At 64.7% G+C, this 14498-nt stretch carries 15 protein-coding genes; 9 read left to right on the plus strand and 6 right to left on the minus strand.

The genetic code is table 11. The features are described 5' to 3' along the window. The first annotated feature begins 123 nt into the window (after positions 1-123). Both AC1D34_RS03230 and AC1D34_RS03235 read left to right on the plus strand, forming a co-directional pair. Positions 124-495, plus strand: coding sequence for a response regulator (locus tag AC1D34_RS03230; RefSeq protein WP_043232944.1), 372 nt, complete (start codon positions 124-126; stop codon positions 493-495). 17 nt (positions 496-512) lie between these two features. Next, entirely contained in the window at positions 513-1889 is a 1377-nt protein-coding gene (locus AC1D34_RS03235) for a PleD family two-component system response regulator (RefSeq protein WP_441489676.1), read from the plus strand. A 255-nt stretch (positions 1890-2144) separates the two neighbouring features. Here AC1D34_RS03235 and AC1D34_RS03240 read toward each other — a convergent pair whose 3' ends face one another. Beyond that, on the minus strand, positions 2145-2345 hold the full coding sequence (locus tag AC1D34_RS03240; protein ID WP_441489677.1) for a hypothetical protein: 201 nt from the start codon (positions 2343-2345) through the stop codon (positions 2145-2147). Between the two features lie 261 nt (positions 2346-2606). Between AC1D34_RS03240 and AC1D34_RS03245 the strand changes: the two genes are divergently transcribed. Continuing rightward, a complete protein-coding gene (locus AC1D34_RS03245; protein WP_244523503.1) occupies positions 2607-2933 on the plus strand; it encodes a cytochrome P450 in 327 nt (108 codons plus the stop codon). An 85-nt stretch (positions 2934-3018) separates the two neighbouring features. Here the strand turns inward: AC1D34_RS03245 and rpmG are convergent, their stop codons facing one another. From rpmG to rnr, 4 genes are all read right to left on the minus strand, one after another. Continuing rightward, complete coding sequence (gene rpmG, locus AC1D34_RS03250; protein WP_038367996.1) at positions 3019-3186, minus strand: 50S ribosomal protein L33; 168 nt, start codon at positions 3184-3186, stop codon at positions 3019-3021. Between the two features lie 160 nt (positions 3187-3346). After that, on the minus strand, positions 3347-4081 hold the full coding sequence (locus AC1D34_RS03255; protein ID WP_476823466.1) for an NUDIX hydrolase: 735 nt from the start codon (positions 4079-4081) through the stop codon (positions 3347-3349). Beyond that, entirely contained in the window at positions 4078-4524 is a 447-nt protein-coding gene (locus tag AC1D34_RS03260; RefSeq protein ID WP_441489679.1) for a DUF983 domain-containing protein, read from the minus strand. The genes AC1D34_RS03255 and AC1D34_RS03260 overlap by 4 nt, the downstream gene beginning before the upstream one ends. Further along, a complete protein-coding gene (gene rnr / locus AC1D34_RS03265; RefSeq protein WP_476823467.1) occupies positions 4524-6830 on the minus strand; it encodes a ribonuclease R in 2307 nt (768 codons plus the stop codon). The genes AC1D34_RS03260 and rnr overlap by 1 nt, the downstream gene beginning before the upstream one ends. 635 nt (positions 6831-7465) lie before the next feature. On the opposite strand from rnr, the gene urtA reads away from it, so the two are divergent. The 5 genes from urtA to urtE all read left to right on the plus strand — a co-directional run bounded on the left by urtA (position 7466) and on the right by urtE (position 13186). Beyond that, on the plus strand, positions 7466-8746 hold the full coding sequence (urtA, locus tag AC1D34_RS03270; protein ID WP_441489681.1) for an urea ABC transporter substrate-binding protein: 1281 nt from the start codon (positions 7466-7468) through the stop codon (positions 8744-8746). Between the two features lie 160 nt (positions 8747-8906). Further along, entirely contained in the window at positions 8907-10523 is a 1617-nt protein-coding gene (gene urtB, locus AC1D34_RS03275; RefSeq protein ID WP_476823468.1) for an urea ABC transporter permease subunit UrtB, read from the plus strand. Further along, positions 10520-11662 (plus strand): urea ABC transporter permease subunit UrtC, encoded by a 1143-nt coding sequence (gene urtC, locus AC1D34_RS03280; RefSeq protein WP_476823469.1) that lies wholly within the window; start codon positions 10520-10522, stop codon positions 11660-11662. The genes urtB and urtC overlap by 4 nt, the downstream gene beginning before the upstream one ends. 5 nt (positions 11663-11667) lie before the next feature. After that, positions 11668-12429 (plus strand): urea ABC transporter ATP-binding protein UrtD, encoded by a 762-nt coding sequence (gene urtD, locus AC1D34_RS03285; RefSeq protein ID WP_441489684.1) that lies wholly within the window; start codon positions 11668-11670, stop codon positions 12427-12429. A gap of 61 nt (positions 12430-12490) precedes the next feature. Continuing rightward, positions 12491-13186, plus strand: coding sequence for an urea ABC transporter ATP-binding subunit UrtE (gene urtE / locus AC1D34_RS03290; RefSeq protein ID WP_441489685.1), 696 nt, complete (start codon positions 12491-12493; stop codon positions 13184-13186). Here the strand turns inward: urtE and AC1D34_RS03295 are convergent. After that, entirely contained in the window at positions 13177-13587 is a 411-nt protein-coding gene (locus AC1D34_RS03295) for a DUF2000 family protein (protein ID WP_441489686.1), read from the minus strand. The two genes, urtE and AC1D34_RS03295, sit on opposite strands and share 10 nt — an antisense overlap. Between AC1D34_RS03295 and AC1D34_RS03300 the strand changes: the two genes are divergently transcribed. Beyond that, the gene (locus tag AC1D34_RS03300) at positions 13586-14449 is read left to right on the plus strand and encodes an AraC family transcriptional regulator (protein ID WP_441489687.1); all 864 of its coding nucleotides are present in this window, start codon (positions 13586-13588) and stop codon (positions 14447-14449) included. The two genes, AC1D34_RS03295 and AC1D34_RS03300, sit on opposite strands and share 2 nt — an antisense overlap. The last annotated feature ends 49 nt before the right edge of the window (positions 14450-14498 follow it).

The following is a 14498-nucleotide window of genomic DNA, read 5'->3' on the forward strand; positions in this document are numbered from 1 at the left end:
GGGTCCAGGATCAGGTTTGCGTTTCGTCAACGGCTGGCGTGCTAGGATGATCATCGAACGGAGCTGTCGGCTTGGAAAGCCTGGAATAGACCGACGCCTTCCGAGGCGAAACAGGGGAACGGCATGACGAAGACGGTCCTGATCGTCGAGGACAACGAGCTCAACATGAAGCTCTTCAACGATCTTCTCGAGGCGCATGGCTATGCGACGCTGAAGACGGCCGATGGCATCGAGGCTATCGAGCTGGCGCGCGCCCATCATCCCGATCTGATCCTGATGGATATCCAGCTTCCCGAAGTCTCGGGTCTGGAGGTCACGAAGTGGATCAAGGAAGACGACACGCTCAAATCCATTCCCGTGATCGCGGTGACCGCCTTCGCAATGAAGGGAGATGAGGAGCGGATCCGGGAGGGCGGCTGCGAGGCCTATCTCTCGAAGCCGATCTCGGTTGCCAAGTTCCTGGAAACGGTACGCGCCTATGCCGGCGCGGCCTGAGCGGCGGGAGCGGCTCCATGTCTGCGCGTGTCCTGGTCGTCGATGACATCCTCACAAATGTGAAGCTGCTCGAGGCCAAGCTGTCGGCGGAATATTTTGACGTGACGACGGCCCTCAACGGGGTCGACGCCCTGGCGATCTGCGAGCGCGGCGAGGCGGATATCGTGCTGCTCGACGTCATGATGCCGGGCTTGAACGGGTTCGAGGTCTGCCGGCGGCTGAAGAACAGCCCGACCACCGCCCATATCCCGGTCGTGATGGTGACCGCACTCGATCAGCCGAGCGACCGGCTGAAAGGGCTCGATGCCGGAGCCGATGATTTTCTGACCAAGCCGATCGACGATGCCGCCCTCTTCGCCCGGGTGCGCAGCCTGGTGCGGCTGAAGTCGGTCACCGACGAATTGCGCCACCGGGCAATCGCATCGCGGCGCCTCGGTATCGCCGACCCGCTGGCTGCAGCGGCGTCCGAGACCGGGCTGAACGGCCGCGTCCTGCTGATCGAAGATCGTCCCACGGCTTCCGAGCGGCTCTCCAGCGCGCTGTCGACGTTTCACAGCGTCGAGGTCGAGGCAGACCCGAACCTGGCTCTCGCCAAGGCGGCCGAGGGCGATTTCGAAGCCATCCTTGTCAGTCTCGACCTGCAGAACCATGACGGCCTCAGGCTGTGCAGCCAACTGCGCTCATTGGAGCGGACCCGCAACGTCTCGGTGCTGCTGCTCGGCGAGGCCGAGGACCGCGCTCGCATCCTGCGCGGGCTGGAGATCGGTGCACATGATTTCCTGATGCGTCCGGTCGACCGTAACGAGCTGTTGGCGCGGGTGCGCACGCAGATTCGTCGCAAGCGCTTCACCGAGCGCCTGCGCGACAGTGTCCAGTCCTCCATGGAAATGGCGGTGATGGATCAGCTCACCGGGCTGCATAATCGGCGCTATCTCGACAGCCGCCTCAGCACCCTTTTCGACGAATCGGCACTCAGAGCCCGGTCGCTTGCCATGCTCGTCCTCGATGTCGACCGCTTCAAGGTCGTCAACGACAGTTGGGGGCATGACGCCGGCGACGAGGTGCTGCGCGAGTTCGCGGACCGGGTGCGCGCCTGCACGCGCGGCATCGATCTCGTCGCCCGCCTGGGGGGCGAGGAGGTCGTCGTCGTACTGCCGGATACGACATTGGATGCGGCCTTCGCCGTGGCCGAGCGAATCCGGGAGAAGGTCGAGGTCGAGCCCTTCACCATCCAGCGCAACTCACGGACGATCGGCGTCACCGTTTCAATCGGCGTCGCCAGCCGGCGCGCCGGCGATCTCTCGCCGGCCGAGATGATGAAGCGGGCGGATGATGCGCTTTACCGCGCCAAGGAAAGCGGCCGGAACCGCGTGATCGTCGCCAGTGCGGCGTAAACCAACCCTGTAAACCTTTCCAGGTAGGGTTAACCATCGATGAAGATTCGAGAATCGATCTGATTCAATTGCAATCGAAAGGCGRGTGCGTAGGGTTATTTCCAACGCAGCCCGCCTTGGGCTGCCCGATATGCCCCTCGGGAGCTCAGGTCCGCCGCATCTCCTGGGAATCCGATGGGCTCGGTCGGTCGGCCGCGGGACATCTGGCCTCATCAGAACCGCAGCCGGCCGGCCACCACTCCCCCAGGCGCGCGATCAGAGATAGTGCGACAGCCCGGCCGCGACGGCGTAGCCGAACAGGCCGAAAGCCGCGAGCAGGCCAAGCAGCATCAGCCCAGCCTTGATTCTGCTCGACGCGAAGCGCGAGGAATCGAGTTCGACGATCAGCTTCAGGAATTCACGCACGGCGCCGTGCGGCCTGGCGGGACGTGCCGCCTTCTTGTCACCGCTGCTCACACGAAACTCCGCATCGCGACTGGAGATTGTCCGCGTCGAAAATGGGGGGAGCGGAGCCATTCGGCAAGCCCCGAAGGTCGGCGGAAGACTTGGGCGCGGGCTGCAATTTCTGCCGGTCAAGCTCGCTGGAATGTGTTTATGCTGCGATGCAGCATGCGCATCCCCGCCTGCGCCAGTTCGTGATACTCTCTTGGAGATTCGACTCCGGTGGGACCCGGGGCAGAAGAGGCTGGCCTGAGATCCTCAAACGGGGAGCGACCCATGCGTATTCTCGCATTGGCGCTCTGCCTCGCGGCGTTTCTGCCGGGCGGAGGGCTTGTCCATGCACATAGCTGGTATCCATACGATTGTTGCAGCGACCAAGACTGCTGGCCCATGGGCCAGGATGTGGACGCGCGCGAGCCGGATCCCCGGATCGTGCCCGGCGGCTACCTGACCTATGACGGCTATTTCATCCCTGAGGGGGCGACGCGTGCGTCCCTGGATGGCCGCTTTCATATTTGCCGGCGGGGTGGAACCCTGACCGGTAGCGTGATTGCTCCGTCGCAGAAGCCGTTCTGCCTGTTCGTGCCCAGACAGGTGTTCTGAACAGGACCGAATCGTAGGCAAAAAAGAACCGCCCGGATCACGGGCGGTTCCTTGAACTTTGGTTATGCCGAAAAGGCGACCAGGATCACTTGATCTTGGTTTCCTTGAACTCGACGTGCTTGCGCGCGACCGGGTCGTACTTCTTCTTCGACATCTTTTCGGTCATCGTGCGGGAGTTCTTCTTCGTCACGTAGAAGAAGCCGGTATCCGCCGTCGACAGCAGCTTGATCTTGATGGTCACGGCCTTGGCCATGGGTTCCGTCCTCGAGCCTGGCGGGCCGCGGTCTGGCCCTCATAAAACAAAATGGCCGGGGGAACCCGGCAAACCGTTCCCGGGGAGATGCCGCAAGCCAGTGGCGAAGTCAAGAAAGAATGCCCGGACGGAGCGAACAGTTTGCCTCAGGGGCAACCTGTCAGAGTTCCTCGCGCACGAAATTCAGGTTCTTCTCCCAGAAATAGGGCAMCGGGAGATACGGGCTGAAGCCGGCTGCTATCCTGGCCTCGACTTCCTTGATGATGACCTGGGTAATCGTCGGCAGGTCGAGCTGCCTCGCTTCATCAAAATTGACCCAGACCAGTTCGATCAGCTCGGAATCAGGGCCGGTGACGCCCTCGACGCTGCCGCCGAGCGCATCGTAGTCGACGACGAAGAAACGCGTGTCGAAGCGCTTCGGGCGCCGCGGCGGTGTGACGGCACGCGCGACGAAGGTTACGGCGCTGAGATCGGGATAGACGCCATGGCTGGCGAACTCGGTCCAGGTGCCTTCCGGGGGATTCTCGGGCACTCCGAACTCATCCGAGCCGAAGAGCAGGCCGGTCTCCTCAAAGGTCTCGCGGATGGCGGCCATGGCCAGCGCTCGGGCCTTGTTCGGGCTGGGGCGCACTGTGCGCTTGGCCAACCGGTCCTCGCAGATCTGCGGAATCGCGCCGGTTGCTGCCATGCRCCGATCGCCGGCGTCGACGCGTCCGCCCGGGAAGACGAATTTGCCAGGCATGAACTTGTGTCCGAGGTGGCGTTTGCCCATCAGCACCCGGGGGGCTGCGCCGCTCCGATCGAGGATCAACATCGTCGCAGCGTCATGCGGCCGGGTGTTGGTCGCGGTCCGGCTGCGCTCTGCCTGAGTCAGGATGACGGCGTTGTCGTTCATTGCCGGGATGCCATGGATGTGCCGGGCTGGCGCTCGGGCAGGGGAGGTGCGTTGTCGAAGCCATGCATGCGCATGGCCCATTGCAGGCCGATGACCCCGCCCTTGACCGGTTGCATCAGCACGAGCGACAGGAACAGTGTCAGCGGCAGCCAGACCGCCATATGCAACCACATCGGCCATTCCGCATATTTCTCGACCAGCACCAGGCCGCCGACGATGACGTGGCCGACAATGGTGATGACGATATAGGGCGGCAGATCATCGGCACGCTGGTGGTGCAGCGCCTCGCCACATGCCTCGCAGCGGTCGACGGACTTCAGGAAGCTCCGGAACAGCCGGCCTTCGCCGCAATGGGGGCAGCGGCACATCAGGCCGCGGCGGATCGCCAAACGCCAGTCGCGCTCGACCGGCTGGTCGATGGAACTGTGAACCTGAACCGACATCATCGCCTCTTGCCCGGCTTCGCCTTGCCGAAGGGGGGCTTGCCCTTGGCTCGGCCGGACAATGGTCGCCTCGGGCCGCTTTTGCCAGAGTGGCCCGATGTCACACGCCGACCCTCGGAGAGCAATTCGAAGCGTAGCGCGCCGGCGACGGGGGCGGCTTCGACGAGGCGGACATGGACACGATCGCCGAGGCGCCAGCTCTCGCCTGTGCGCTCGCCTGTCAGAGCATGCGCCGCTTCGTCGTAGCGATAATAGTCTCCGCCCAGCGTCGAGGCCGGGATGAAACCGTCTGCTCCGGTGCCGTCGAGCTTCACGAACAGGCCGGCCCGGTTCACGCCGCCGATGCGTCCGTCGAAGCTCGAGCCGATCTGGTCCGCAAGGAAATGGGCGATCAACCTGTCGGTGGTCTCGCGTTCGGCCGCCATGGCGCGGCGCTCGGCGGCTGAGATCCGGGTCGCGGTCTCGCGCAGTTCGGCGAGCGTGATCGCTTTGGGCAGTCCGTCATCGCCGAGTTTCAAGGCTGAGATCAGGCCACGATGCACGATGAGGTCGGCATAGCGCCGGATCGGCGAGGTGAAATGGGCATATCGGCGCAGGTTGAGCCCGAAATGTCCGTAGTTCTCGGCGACATATTCGGCCTGTGCCTGGGTGCGCAGGATCACCTCGTTCAGGAAGAGCTCGTTCTCCGAGCCCTTGATCATGGCGAGGATGCGGTTGAACAGCACGGGGCGCAGTGCGCCATCCTTCGGCAGCTTGATGCCGACCGAGGCCAGCACTTCGCCGAGTGCCCGCATCTTCTCGAGCGACGGCTCGTCATGGCAGCGATAGATCAGTAGACTGCCAGCCTTCTCCAATGTCTCGGCGGCGGCGACATTGGCGAGGATCATGAACTCCTCGATCAGCCGGTGCGCGGCCAGCCGCTCGGGCGCGATGACACGGTCAACGGAGCCGTCGGGCTTGAGGATCAGCTTGCGCTCGGGCAGATCGAGGTCGAGCGGCTGGCGTTGATCGCGGGCGCGGGAGGCGACGCCATAGGCCGCCCAGAGCGGCATCAGGACGCTTTCGCGGATCGGGCCGGTCAGGTCGTCCGGCTTGCCGTCGATGGCGGCCTGAACCTGCTGATACGAGAGCTTCGCCGCCGAGCGCATCAGGATGCGGTGGAAGCTATGGCTCTTCTTCGAGCCGTCGGCCTTCAGGATGAGGCGGACGGCGAGTGCCGGCCTGTCCTCGCCGCCGCGCAGCGAGCAGAGATCGTTGGAGATGCGCTCGGGCAGCATCGGCACGACGCGGTCGGGGAAATAGACCGAGTTGCCCCGCTCCAGCGCCTCGCGGTCGAGCGCGGAACCCGGGCGGACGTAAGATGCGACATCGGCGATCGCGACCGTGACGACATAGCCGCCTTCATTGGCCGGGTCGGTGTCGGGCGCAGCATGGACTGCGTCGTCATGGTCCTTGGCGTCGGCGGGATCGATGGTGATCAGCGGCAGCGCGCGCCAATCCTCGCGGCCAGCTGTGCTGGCGTGCGGGGCGGCTTCTGCCTCCGCCAATGTCGCAGGGGAGAACTCGTTGGGAATGCCGTGGGTATGGATTGCGATCAGGCTGACGGCGCGCTCGGATTTCAGCGAGCCCAGCCGTTCGCGCACCCGCGCTTCCGGCGGGCCGAAGCGGCCTTCGCGCCGCAGCGAAACCGAGACAAGGTCCCCGTCCTGAGCATCGCCGGTCTGTCCTTTGGGGATCAGCGCCTCGCGGCCCTGGGCCTTCTTGTCGACCGGGATCAGCCGGCCCGAGCCGTCGGGCAGGGCGCGGAAGATGCCGAGCACCTGCGCCTTGCCCTTGCCCATGATCTTGAGCACGCGGCCGGAATAGGCGAAGCCGTCCATGCCCCGGAGGCGGGTGAGCTTGAGCAGAACCTGATCGCYGACCCCGGCAGCGGCGGAGGCGAGCTTGCGCGAGCGGATTTCGCGCGGGCGTTCCACCAGGATCCTGGGCGGAGCGCCTTCATCGGCCTCGTTCCATTCGAGCGGGGCGGCAACAAGGTCGCCGTCACGATCCCGGGCCTTGATCTCGCATAGCAGCACGGGGGGCAGGGCGCCGCGCGGATGAACCGGCCTGTCCTTGCCGTCGCCGCCGAGTTCGCCTTCCTCGGCGAGATCCTTGAGCATGCGCTTCAGCCAGATCTTGCCTCCGCCCGAAAGGCCAAAAGCCTTGGCGATCTCGCGGCGGCCGMCTTCGCGGCCGGCAAGGCGCTCGCTCTCGATGAAGTCGAGAATCGCCTCGCGGCTCGGTTCAGGCGCGAGCGATGACACGGGCTAAACTCGTCTGATGGGAATGAGAATGAAGAAACACGTGGCCTCTGTGCCACGTCCGGAGCTGCTGCGCCAGAACCGGGACTGCAGGGCTGCTCCCGGAAACGAGAAGGGCCGCCCTTTCGGGCAGCCCTTCCATTGTCGAACCGCGGCCCGGCGAACCGGACCTGAAGGTGCGAAAACTCACGCGGAACAAGACTCCCACAGGGAATGAGTCCAGGTCCGCCCGCCTTGCACCAGCGGTTGATGACAATGAGACACTGGATCACCTCCTTTCAGTTGTTACCGACAAGAGAGAGGCTAAGGCGATTCTCCTTACTTCGTAAATGCTAAAATTTACGCTGTCCCCTTCGTCGAAACCACTGCGTTTCCGGGCTCGACTGTGCGGGCGTGCGGGCTGCAAAAAGGGCAGGCACGGTTTCTGTCTAAAAAATGAGCAGTCCCTTCGCGATTGCAGCATCGTTGCGTGCGGCGCGAGGTGATTGGCAGAAATTGTCTTCGATTTCGTCCTGATGACACGGATTTGCGTGCTTTCCCCGGTTGGCACGTCGCTTGCGAACCTTCCTGAACAGGCCGGCAAGGCCAGTCAGCGCTCGAGGGGAGCGCGCCAACAAAAGTGTTCGGGAGATCAGGCCGTGAATACTACTCGTCGCGTCGTATTGGGCGCCGCACTGGCGGGCGCAACATTCCTGGGGTCGTTCCTGCCGGTCGCTGCGCAGGAGACCATCAAGGTCGGCATCCTCCACTCTCTCTCGGGCACGATGGCGATCTCCGAGACGACGTTGAAGGACGTCATGCTCATGCTCATCGAGGAGCAGAACAAGAAGGGCGGCGTGCTCGGCAAGAAGCTCGAGGCCGTCGTGGTCGACCCGGCCTCGAACTGGCCGCTCTTCGCCGAGAAGGCGCGCGAACTGATCAACAAGGACAAGGTCGCCGCCGTTTTCGGCTGCTGGACCTCGGTGTCGCGCAAATCGGTTCTGCCCGTCTTCAAGGAGCTGAACTCGATTCTGTTCTATCCCGTGCAATACGAGGGCGAGGAGAGTGAGCGCAACGTGTTCTACACTGGCGCCGCGCCGAACCAGCAGGCGATCCCGGCCGTCGATTACCTTGCCAAGGAAGAGAAGGTCGAGCGCTGGGTGCTCGCCGGCACCGACTACGTCTATCCGCGCACGACCAACAAGATCCTCGAGGCCTATCTGAAGTCCAAGGGCGTCAAGGCCGAGGACATCATGATCAACTACACGCCGTTCGGCCACGCCGACTGGCAGACGATCGTCTCGGACATCAAGAAATTCGGCTCGGCCGGCAAGAAGACCGCGGTGGTCTCGACCATCAACGGCGACGCCAACGTGCCCTTCTACAAGGAGCTCGGCAACCAGGGCATCAAGGCGATCGACATTCCCGTCGTAGCCTTCTCGGTCGGCGAAGAAGAGCTTGCAGGCATCGACACCAAGCCGCTGGTCGGCCATCTCGCCGCCTGGAATTACTTCCAGTCGGTGAAGACCCCGGAGAATGACGCCTTCATCAAGCAGTGGAAGGCCTTCAAGAAGAACGACAAGGCGGTCACCAACGATCCGATGGAAGCCCATGTCATCGGCTTCGCCATGTGGGTGAAGGCGGTCGAGAAGGCCAAGTCGACCGATCCGGACAAGGTCATCGATGCACTGCCCGGCATCGAGGCGCCGAACCTGACCGGCGGCGTCTCGACGATGCTTCCCAACCATCACATCACCAAGCCGGTCCTGATCGGCGAGATCAAGGCCGATGGCCAGTTCGACGTCGTCTCGAAGACAGGCCTCGTGCCCGGCGACGCCTGGTCGAAAGAACTCGATGGCTCCAAGGATCTGGTCGGCGACTGGGTTGAGAAGAAATGCGGCAATTTCAACGTCAAGACCAGCAAGTGCGGCGGCGCGTGAGGTCATGAGGGGGAGGGGCGGCACGGGCGAATAGCGCCCGGCCGCCCCTCATTTTCTGCCGCGACCTGCGGCGGCTCTCGCAAGCAAGGCAGCGCGCATCCCCGAGGTTCCGTCTGCGCGGTTCCCGGGATGAGAGCTGAGGTCCCGATCTGAGCGCGTCATGAAGAGCGAGCCGATGCTTCTCCTGTCCAGATTGCTGCGCATGATCGTGGTCGCGACGGCTCTCCTGCTCGCGCCGGGCGTGGCCTTCGCCCAGAGCGCCGACGAGGCCTTTGCCCGGCTGGGGGCGGACAGCTTTTCCGACACGGCGCGGGCGGTCGAGATTCTGGTCCAGACCGCTCATCCGAACGCGGCCGTGATCATCGAGGCGCTCGCCGAGGGGCGGCTGCTCGCGGGCGGCGGGACGGTCGCGATCAGGACCGGGGCAGGCGGTTTCAGCGATGCGCGGACCCGCCAGCCGCTCCCTGCCGAGCCGGCAGGTGTCAGCGCTGTCAGGCTCAACAACAATGTCAGGCGCGTGATCCAGGCGGCGCTGGGTGGGCTCGGCCTGCTCAATCCCGATCCGGCCCGGCGCGCCGCCGCCGCCGAGGCGGTCTTCAAATCGCGCGACGCCTCGGTGCTGCCGGTCCTGGATGGCGCCATCGCCAAGGAGACCGACAATCGGGCGAGGATCGCGCTGCGCCAGGCGCAGGCGGCGATCCTGATCAGCAAGGCCGACGCACAGCCCTTCGACCGACTCGGCGCGATCGATGTGCTGCGCGAGCGTGGCGACCAGGATGCATTGGCGACCTTGCGCTCCCTGCCGGGCGACGTTCCCCAGTCGCTGAAGGAGGCGCAGGTGCGGGCGATCTCCGAGATCGAGGGCAAGCTCGCCCTGTGGCGCGCGGCGCAGAATTTCTGGTACGGGCTTTCGCTCGGCTCTGTCCTGCTGCTCGCCGCGATCGGGCTTGCCATCACCTTCGGCGTGATGGGCGTGATCAACATGGCCCATGGCGAGATGGTGATGCTCGGCGCCTATACCACCTTCGTGGTCCAGGAGGTGATCCGCGCCCGCATTCCAGGCCTGTTCGACTATTCGCTCGCCATTGCGCTACCGGCGGCCTTTCTCGTCGCGGGGCTGGTCGGTGTCGCGATCGAGCGCGGCGTCATCCGCTTCCTCTACGGACGGCCGCTGGAGACGCTGCTCGCGACCTGGGGCATCAGCCTGATCCTGCAGCAGGCGGTCCGCACCGCCTTCGGTCCGACCAATCGCGAGGTCGGGGCACCGGCCTTCATGGCGGGGGTCTTCGAGATCGGCGGGCTTGCGATCACCTGGAACCGGCTTTGGATCATCGTCTTCGCCGGGCTCGTCTWCGCCGCCCTGCTGGCCATCCTGAAGCTCACGCCGATGGGGTTGCAGATGCGCGCAGTGACGCAGAACAGGCGGATGGCGGCGGCGATGGGGATTCGCACCGGCCGGATCGATGCGCTGACCTTTGGGCTCGGCTCCGGCGTGGCGGGGCTGGCCGGCGTTGCGCTGTCGCAGATCGACAATGTCAGCCCCAATCTCGGCCAAGGCTACATCATCGACTCGTTCATGGTTGTCGTCTTCGGCGGCGTCGGCAATCTCTGGGGCACGCTCGTCGCCGCGATGACGCTCGGCGTCGCAAACAAACTGCTCGAACCCTATGCCGGCGCGGTGCTCGGCAAGATCGCACTGCTCGTCTTCATCATCCTGTTCATCCAGAAGCGCCCGCGCGGCCTGTTTGCGCTGAAGGGCCGGGCGGTGGAGGCATGATCACCCGCTTTCTCATCCAGGGGCTCGACAAGCGCGGCCTCATCTTCCTCGGACTTCTGGTCGCACTGGCGGTGCTGGTCCCGCTCGCCAATCTGCTGCTGCCGGAGAACTCGGTCCTTCATGTCCCGACCTCGACCATGTCGCTCTGGGGCAAATACCTCTGCTATGCGCTGCTCGCGATCTCGCTCGACCTCGTCTGGGGGTATTGCGGCATTCTCTCGCTTGGCCACGGCGCCTTCTTCGCGCTCGGCGGCTATGCGATGKGCATGTATCTGATGCGCCAGATCGGCTCGCGCGGCGTCTATGGCAATCCGATCCTGCCCGACTTCATGGTTTTCCTGAACTGGCACGAACTGCCCTGGTACTGGTACGGCTTCTCCTCCTTCCCCTTCGCCATGCTGATGGTGCTGGTGGTGCCGGGGCTGCTCGCCTTCGTCTTCGGCTGGTTCGCCTTCCGGTCCCGCGTCACCGGCGTCTATCTCTCGATCATCACCCAGGCGCTGACCTATGCGCTGCTGCTGGCCTTCTTTCGCAACGACATGGGCTTTGGCGGCAATAACGGGCTGACCGACTTCAAGGACATCCTGGGCTTCAACGTGCAGGCGCAGGCGACGCGCGCGGCGCTGTTTGCGATGACCTGCGTGATGCTGATCGCCGGCTTCCTGATCGCCCGCGGCATTGTCGATTCCAAGCTCGGAAAGGTCGTCATCGCGATCCGCGACGCCGAATCGCGCACGCGCTTCCTCGGCTACCGGGTCGACCGTTTCAAGCTCTTCGTCTTCACCGTCTCGGCCTGCATGGCTGGCGTCGCAGGCGCGCTCTACGTGCCGCAGGTCGGCATCATCAACCCCAGCGAATTTGCTCCGGCCAACTCGATCGAGACCGTGATCTGGGTCGCGGTTGGCGGGCGCGGCACATTGGTCGGCGCGGCGCTGGGCGCGGTCGTGGTGAACTACGCCAAGACGGTCTTCACCTCCGGCTTCATGGCGCCCTACTGGCTCTTCGCGCTCGGAGCCCTCTTCGTCTTCGTCACCCTGTTCATGCCCAAGGGCATTCTCGGCACGGCGCAGGACTGGTGGGGGAGGCGGCGCAAGCGCGAGCCAGCCGCCCCGCTGGCCGAACCGGCCCCGGCGGAGTGACGCGCATGATCCCGGCCCATGCAGCGCTCACCTCCTCACTGCTCTATCTCGATGGCGTCAGCGTCTCCTTCGACGGCTTCAAGGCGATCCGCGGGCTTTCGCTGGTGATCGCGCCGGGCGAGATGCGGGCCATCATCGGGCCCAACGGCGCCGGCAAGACGACGATGATGGATATCATCACCGGCAAGACCAGGCCGGACGAGGGGACGGTGATGTTTGGCGGCTCGGTCGACCTGACCAGGCTCGACGAGGCCGCAATCGCCAATCTCGGCATCGGCCGCAAGTTCCAGAAGCCGACCGTGTTCGACTTCCACAGCATCGAGGACAACATCCTGCTGGCGCTGAAATCGCAACGCACGGTGGCCAGAACCCTGTTCTGGAAGACGGCGGCAACCGACCAGAAGCGCGTCGACAATATTCTCGGCATCATCAAATTGGGGGATGCGCGCAGCCGTCTCGCCGGTTCACTCTCGCACGGGCAAAAGCAGTGGCTCGAGATCGGCATGCTCCTGGCTCAGGACCCGAAGCTGTTGCTCGTCGACGAGCCGGCCGCCGGCATGACCGATGGCGAGACGGCCGAAACGGCGGTGCTGCTCAAGGAGATTGCCAGGGACCATTCGGTGATCGTGGTCGAGCATGACATGGGGTTCATCCGCGAACTCGGCGTCAAGGTCACCGTGCTGCACGAAGGTGCGGTGCTGGCCGAAGGGCCGCTCGATCAGGTCAGCGCCAATGAGCGCGTCGTCGAAGTCTATCTGGGGCGGTGAGCATGATCGGGAAACATGGGAACCGGTTGTTCGATCAGGCGAAGCGGCTGGACATCGGACGATGCTGAACGTCGAAGCCATCGACCTGCATTACGGCGCGGCGCAGGCCCTGCGCCGGGTTTCGATTGCCGCCGAACCCGGCAAAGTCACCTGCGTCATGGGCCGCAACGGCGTTGGCAAGACCTCGTTGATGCGCGCCATCGTCGGCCAGCAGCCGATCAGCGGCGGGCGCATCAGCTTTGCGGGCGAGGACATCTCGAGCTTGCGCAGCGAGGATCGGGCGCGGGCCGGCATCGGCTTCGTGCCCCAGGGGCGCGAGATCTTTCCGCTGCTGAGCGTCAAGGAAAACCTAGAAACCGGGTTCGCGCCGTTGCCACGCCGCAGCCGCTTCATCCCGGATGACCTGTTCGACCTATTCCCCGTGCTCAAGTCCATGCTGGGACGACGCGGCGGAGACCTCTCGGGAGGCCAGCAACAGCAACTCGCCATCGCGCGGGCGCTGGTCACCCGACCCAAACTGCTGGTGCTCGACGAACCAACCGAGGGCATCCAGCCCTCGATCATCAAGGATATCGGCCGTGCCATCGACTATCTGCGCCAGCGCGGCGACATGGCGATCGTGCTGGTCGAGCAATATTTCGACTTCGCGCGCGAACTCGCCGACACGATGTTCGTGATGGATCGCGGCGAGATCGTGTTGTCGGGTGCGATGGGCGAGCTCGACGGAGCACAGGTTCAGAGATTGATTCAGGTGTGAAGGGTCAAGCCCTTGACGATCTTGTCGATTTCCTTGCGTTCGGCGTGGAGCGCCAGCCCGACGAGATCGAGCGCTTCGGTCGGCAGGGCGGCGACGGCGGCCCGGTTGTCGCTGTCGTTGCCGGTCGTGAACAGCTCGCTGGTATAGAGATGCGGGCGCACGCCACGGGCGCGGGCGCGCTCCAAAACCTGCTTCAACTGCTCGCCTGCCGCCGCAAAGATCAGGACGGGCTGGCGGATCAGAGGGCCGTAGAAACGGCCGGAGCCGTCGCGATAGGCTTCGCCCGCGAGTTCGGGCGAAGCGCCGACCAGCCCTCCGGCCAGGAAGCTCGCAACATTGAGTTTTTGCCAGGGAGCGAGATTCTCGCGTACCACGATGGCGATCTTGGTATCGTAACGCATGACCCAATCGCTAACCGAAGCCGGGAAGGCTCGTCTTGAACGATCGTGCGGGCCGGAGGGCGCCGACTGGGTGCGCACGGGCTCGGGCATAGACGGCATCGAGCGGATGGAAGCGTTCTTCCGCGGCTTTGCCTATGATCCGCATCGCCATGACACCTATGCGTTCGGGCAGACGCTGTCCGGGGTGCAGAGCTTCGAGTATCGCGGCAGCCGGTGCGACAGCCTGAGCGGGCATGCGATCGTGCTGCATCCCGACGAGATCCATAACGGGCGCGCCGGGATTCCGGAGGGGTTCAGCTACCGCATGCTCTATGTCGAGCCGCGACTGATCCGGGAGGCATTGGGAGCGCAGGGCTGCGCCTTGCCCTTCGTCTCGACCGCAGTTTCGCAGGATGCGCGGCTCGTTCGCGCGGTAGCCCATGCCTTGCGCGATCTTGATGCGCCGCTCGACGAGATCGCCGCCGAGGATATCCTGCTGCCGCTCGCCGAAGCGTTGCTCGCGCTCGATCCATCGGCTGCGCGGCCGACGGGACACGCGCTCGACCGGCCTGCCGCTGAGCGAGCCCGCCAATATCTCGACGCCCATCGCGACGAGGTGGTGGCCTCCCGCGAACTCGAAGCCATTGCCGGCCTCGATCGCTTCACTCTGGCCCGGCATTTTCGCGCCTGTTTCGGCACCAGCCCGTATAACTATCTCGTGATGCGCCGGCTTCAGCAGGCGCGCAGGCTCCTGCTCGGCGGCACCTCGCTCGTCGAGGTGGCGATGGCCTGCGGCTTTGCCGACCAGAGCCATCTGACCCGCCAGTTTCGCCGCGCCTATGGCGTGCCCCCCGGACGCTGGCGGGCGCTGCAGCGCGGCTGACCCCTGCCGGGTTCCGCTTGCTCCAACCCGCTGCACGAGGCATGAAGCG

It is taken from the genome of Allobosea sp. P1_A7, assembly GCF_056406775.1.

Coding starts and splice junctions, on each gene's coding strand:
- AC1D34_RS03245 (WP_244523503.1), top strand. CDS start 2,607: ATGCGTATTCTCGCATTGGCGCTCTGCCTCGCGGCGTTTCTGCCGGGC.
- AC1D34_RS03230 (WP_043232944.1), top strand. CDS start 124: ATGACGAAGACGGTCCTGATCGTCGAGGACAACGAGCTCAACATGAAG.
- rpmG (WP_038367996.1), bottom strand. CDS start 3,186: ATGGCCAAGGCCGTGACCATCAAGATCAAGCTGCTGTCGACGGCGGAT.
- AC1D34_RS03300 (WP_441489687.1), top strand. CDS start 13,586: ATGACCCAATCGCTAACCGAAGCCGGGAAGGCTCGTCTTGAACGATCG.
- AC1D34_RS03235 (WP_441489676.1), top strand. CDS start 513: ATGTCTGCGCGTGTCCTGGTCGTCGATGACATCCTCACAAATGTGAAG.
- urtD (WP_441489684.1), top strand. CDS start 11,668: ATGATCCCGGCCCATGCAGCGCTCACCTCCTCACTGCTCTATCTCGAT.
- AC1D34_RS03260 (WP_441489679.1), bottom strand. CDS start 4,524: ATGTCGGTTCAGGTTCACAGTTCCATCGACCAGCCGGTCGAGCGCGAC.
- urtE (WP_441489685.1), top strand. CDS start 12,491: ATGCTGAACGTCGAAGCCATCGACCTGCATTACGGCGCGGCGCAGGCC.
- AC1D34_RS03295 (WP_441489686.1), bottom strand. CDS start 13,587: ATGCGTTACGATACCAAGATCGCCATCGTGGTACGCGAGAATCTCGCT.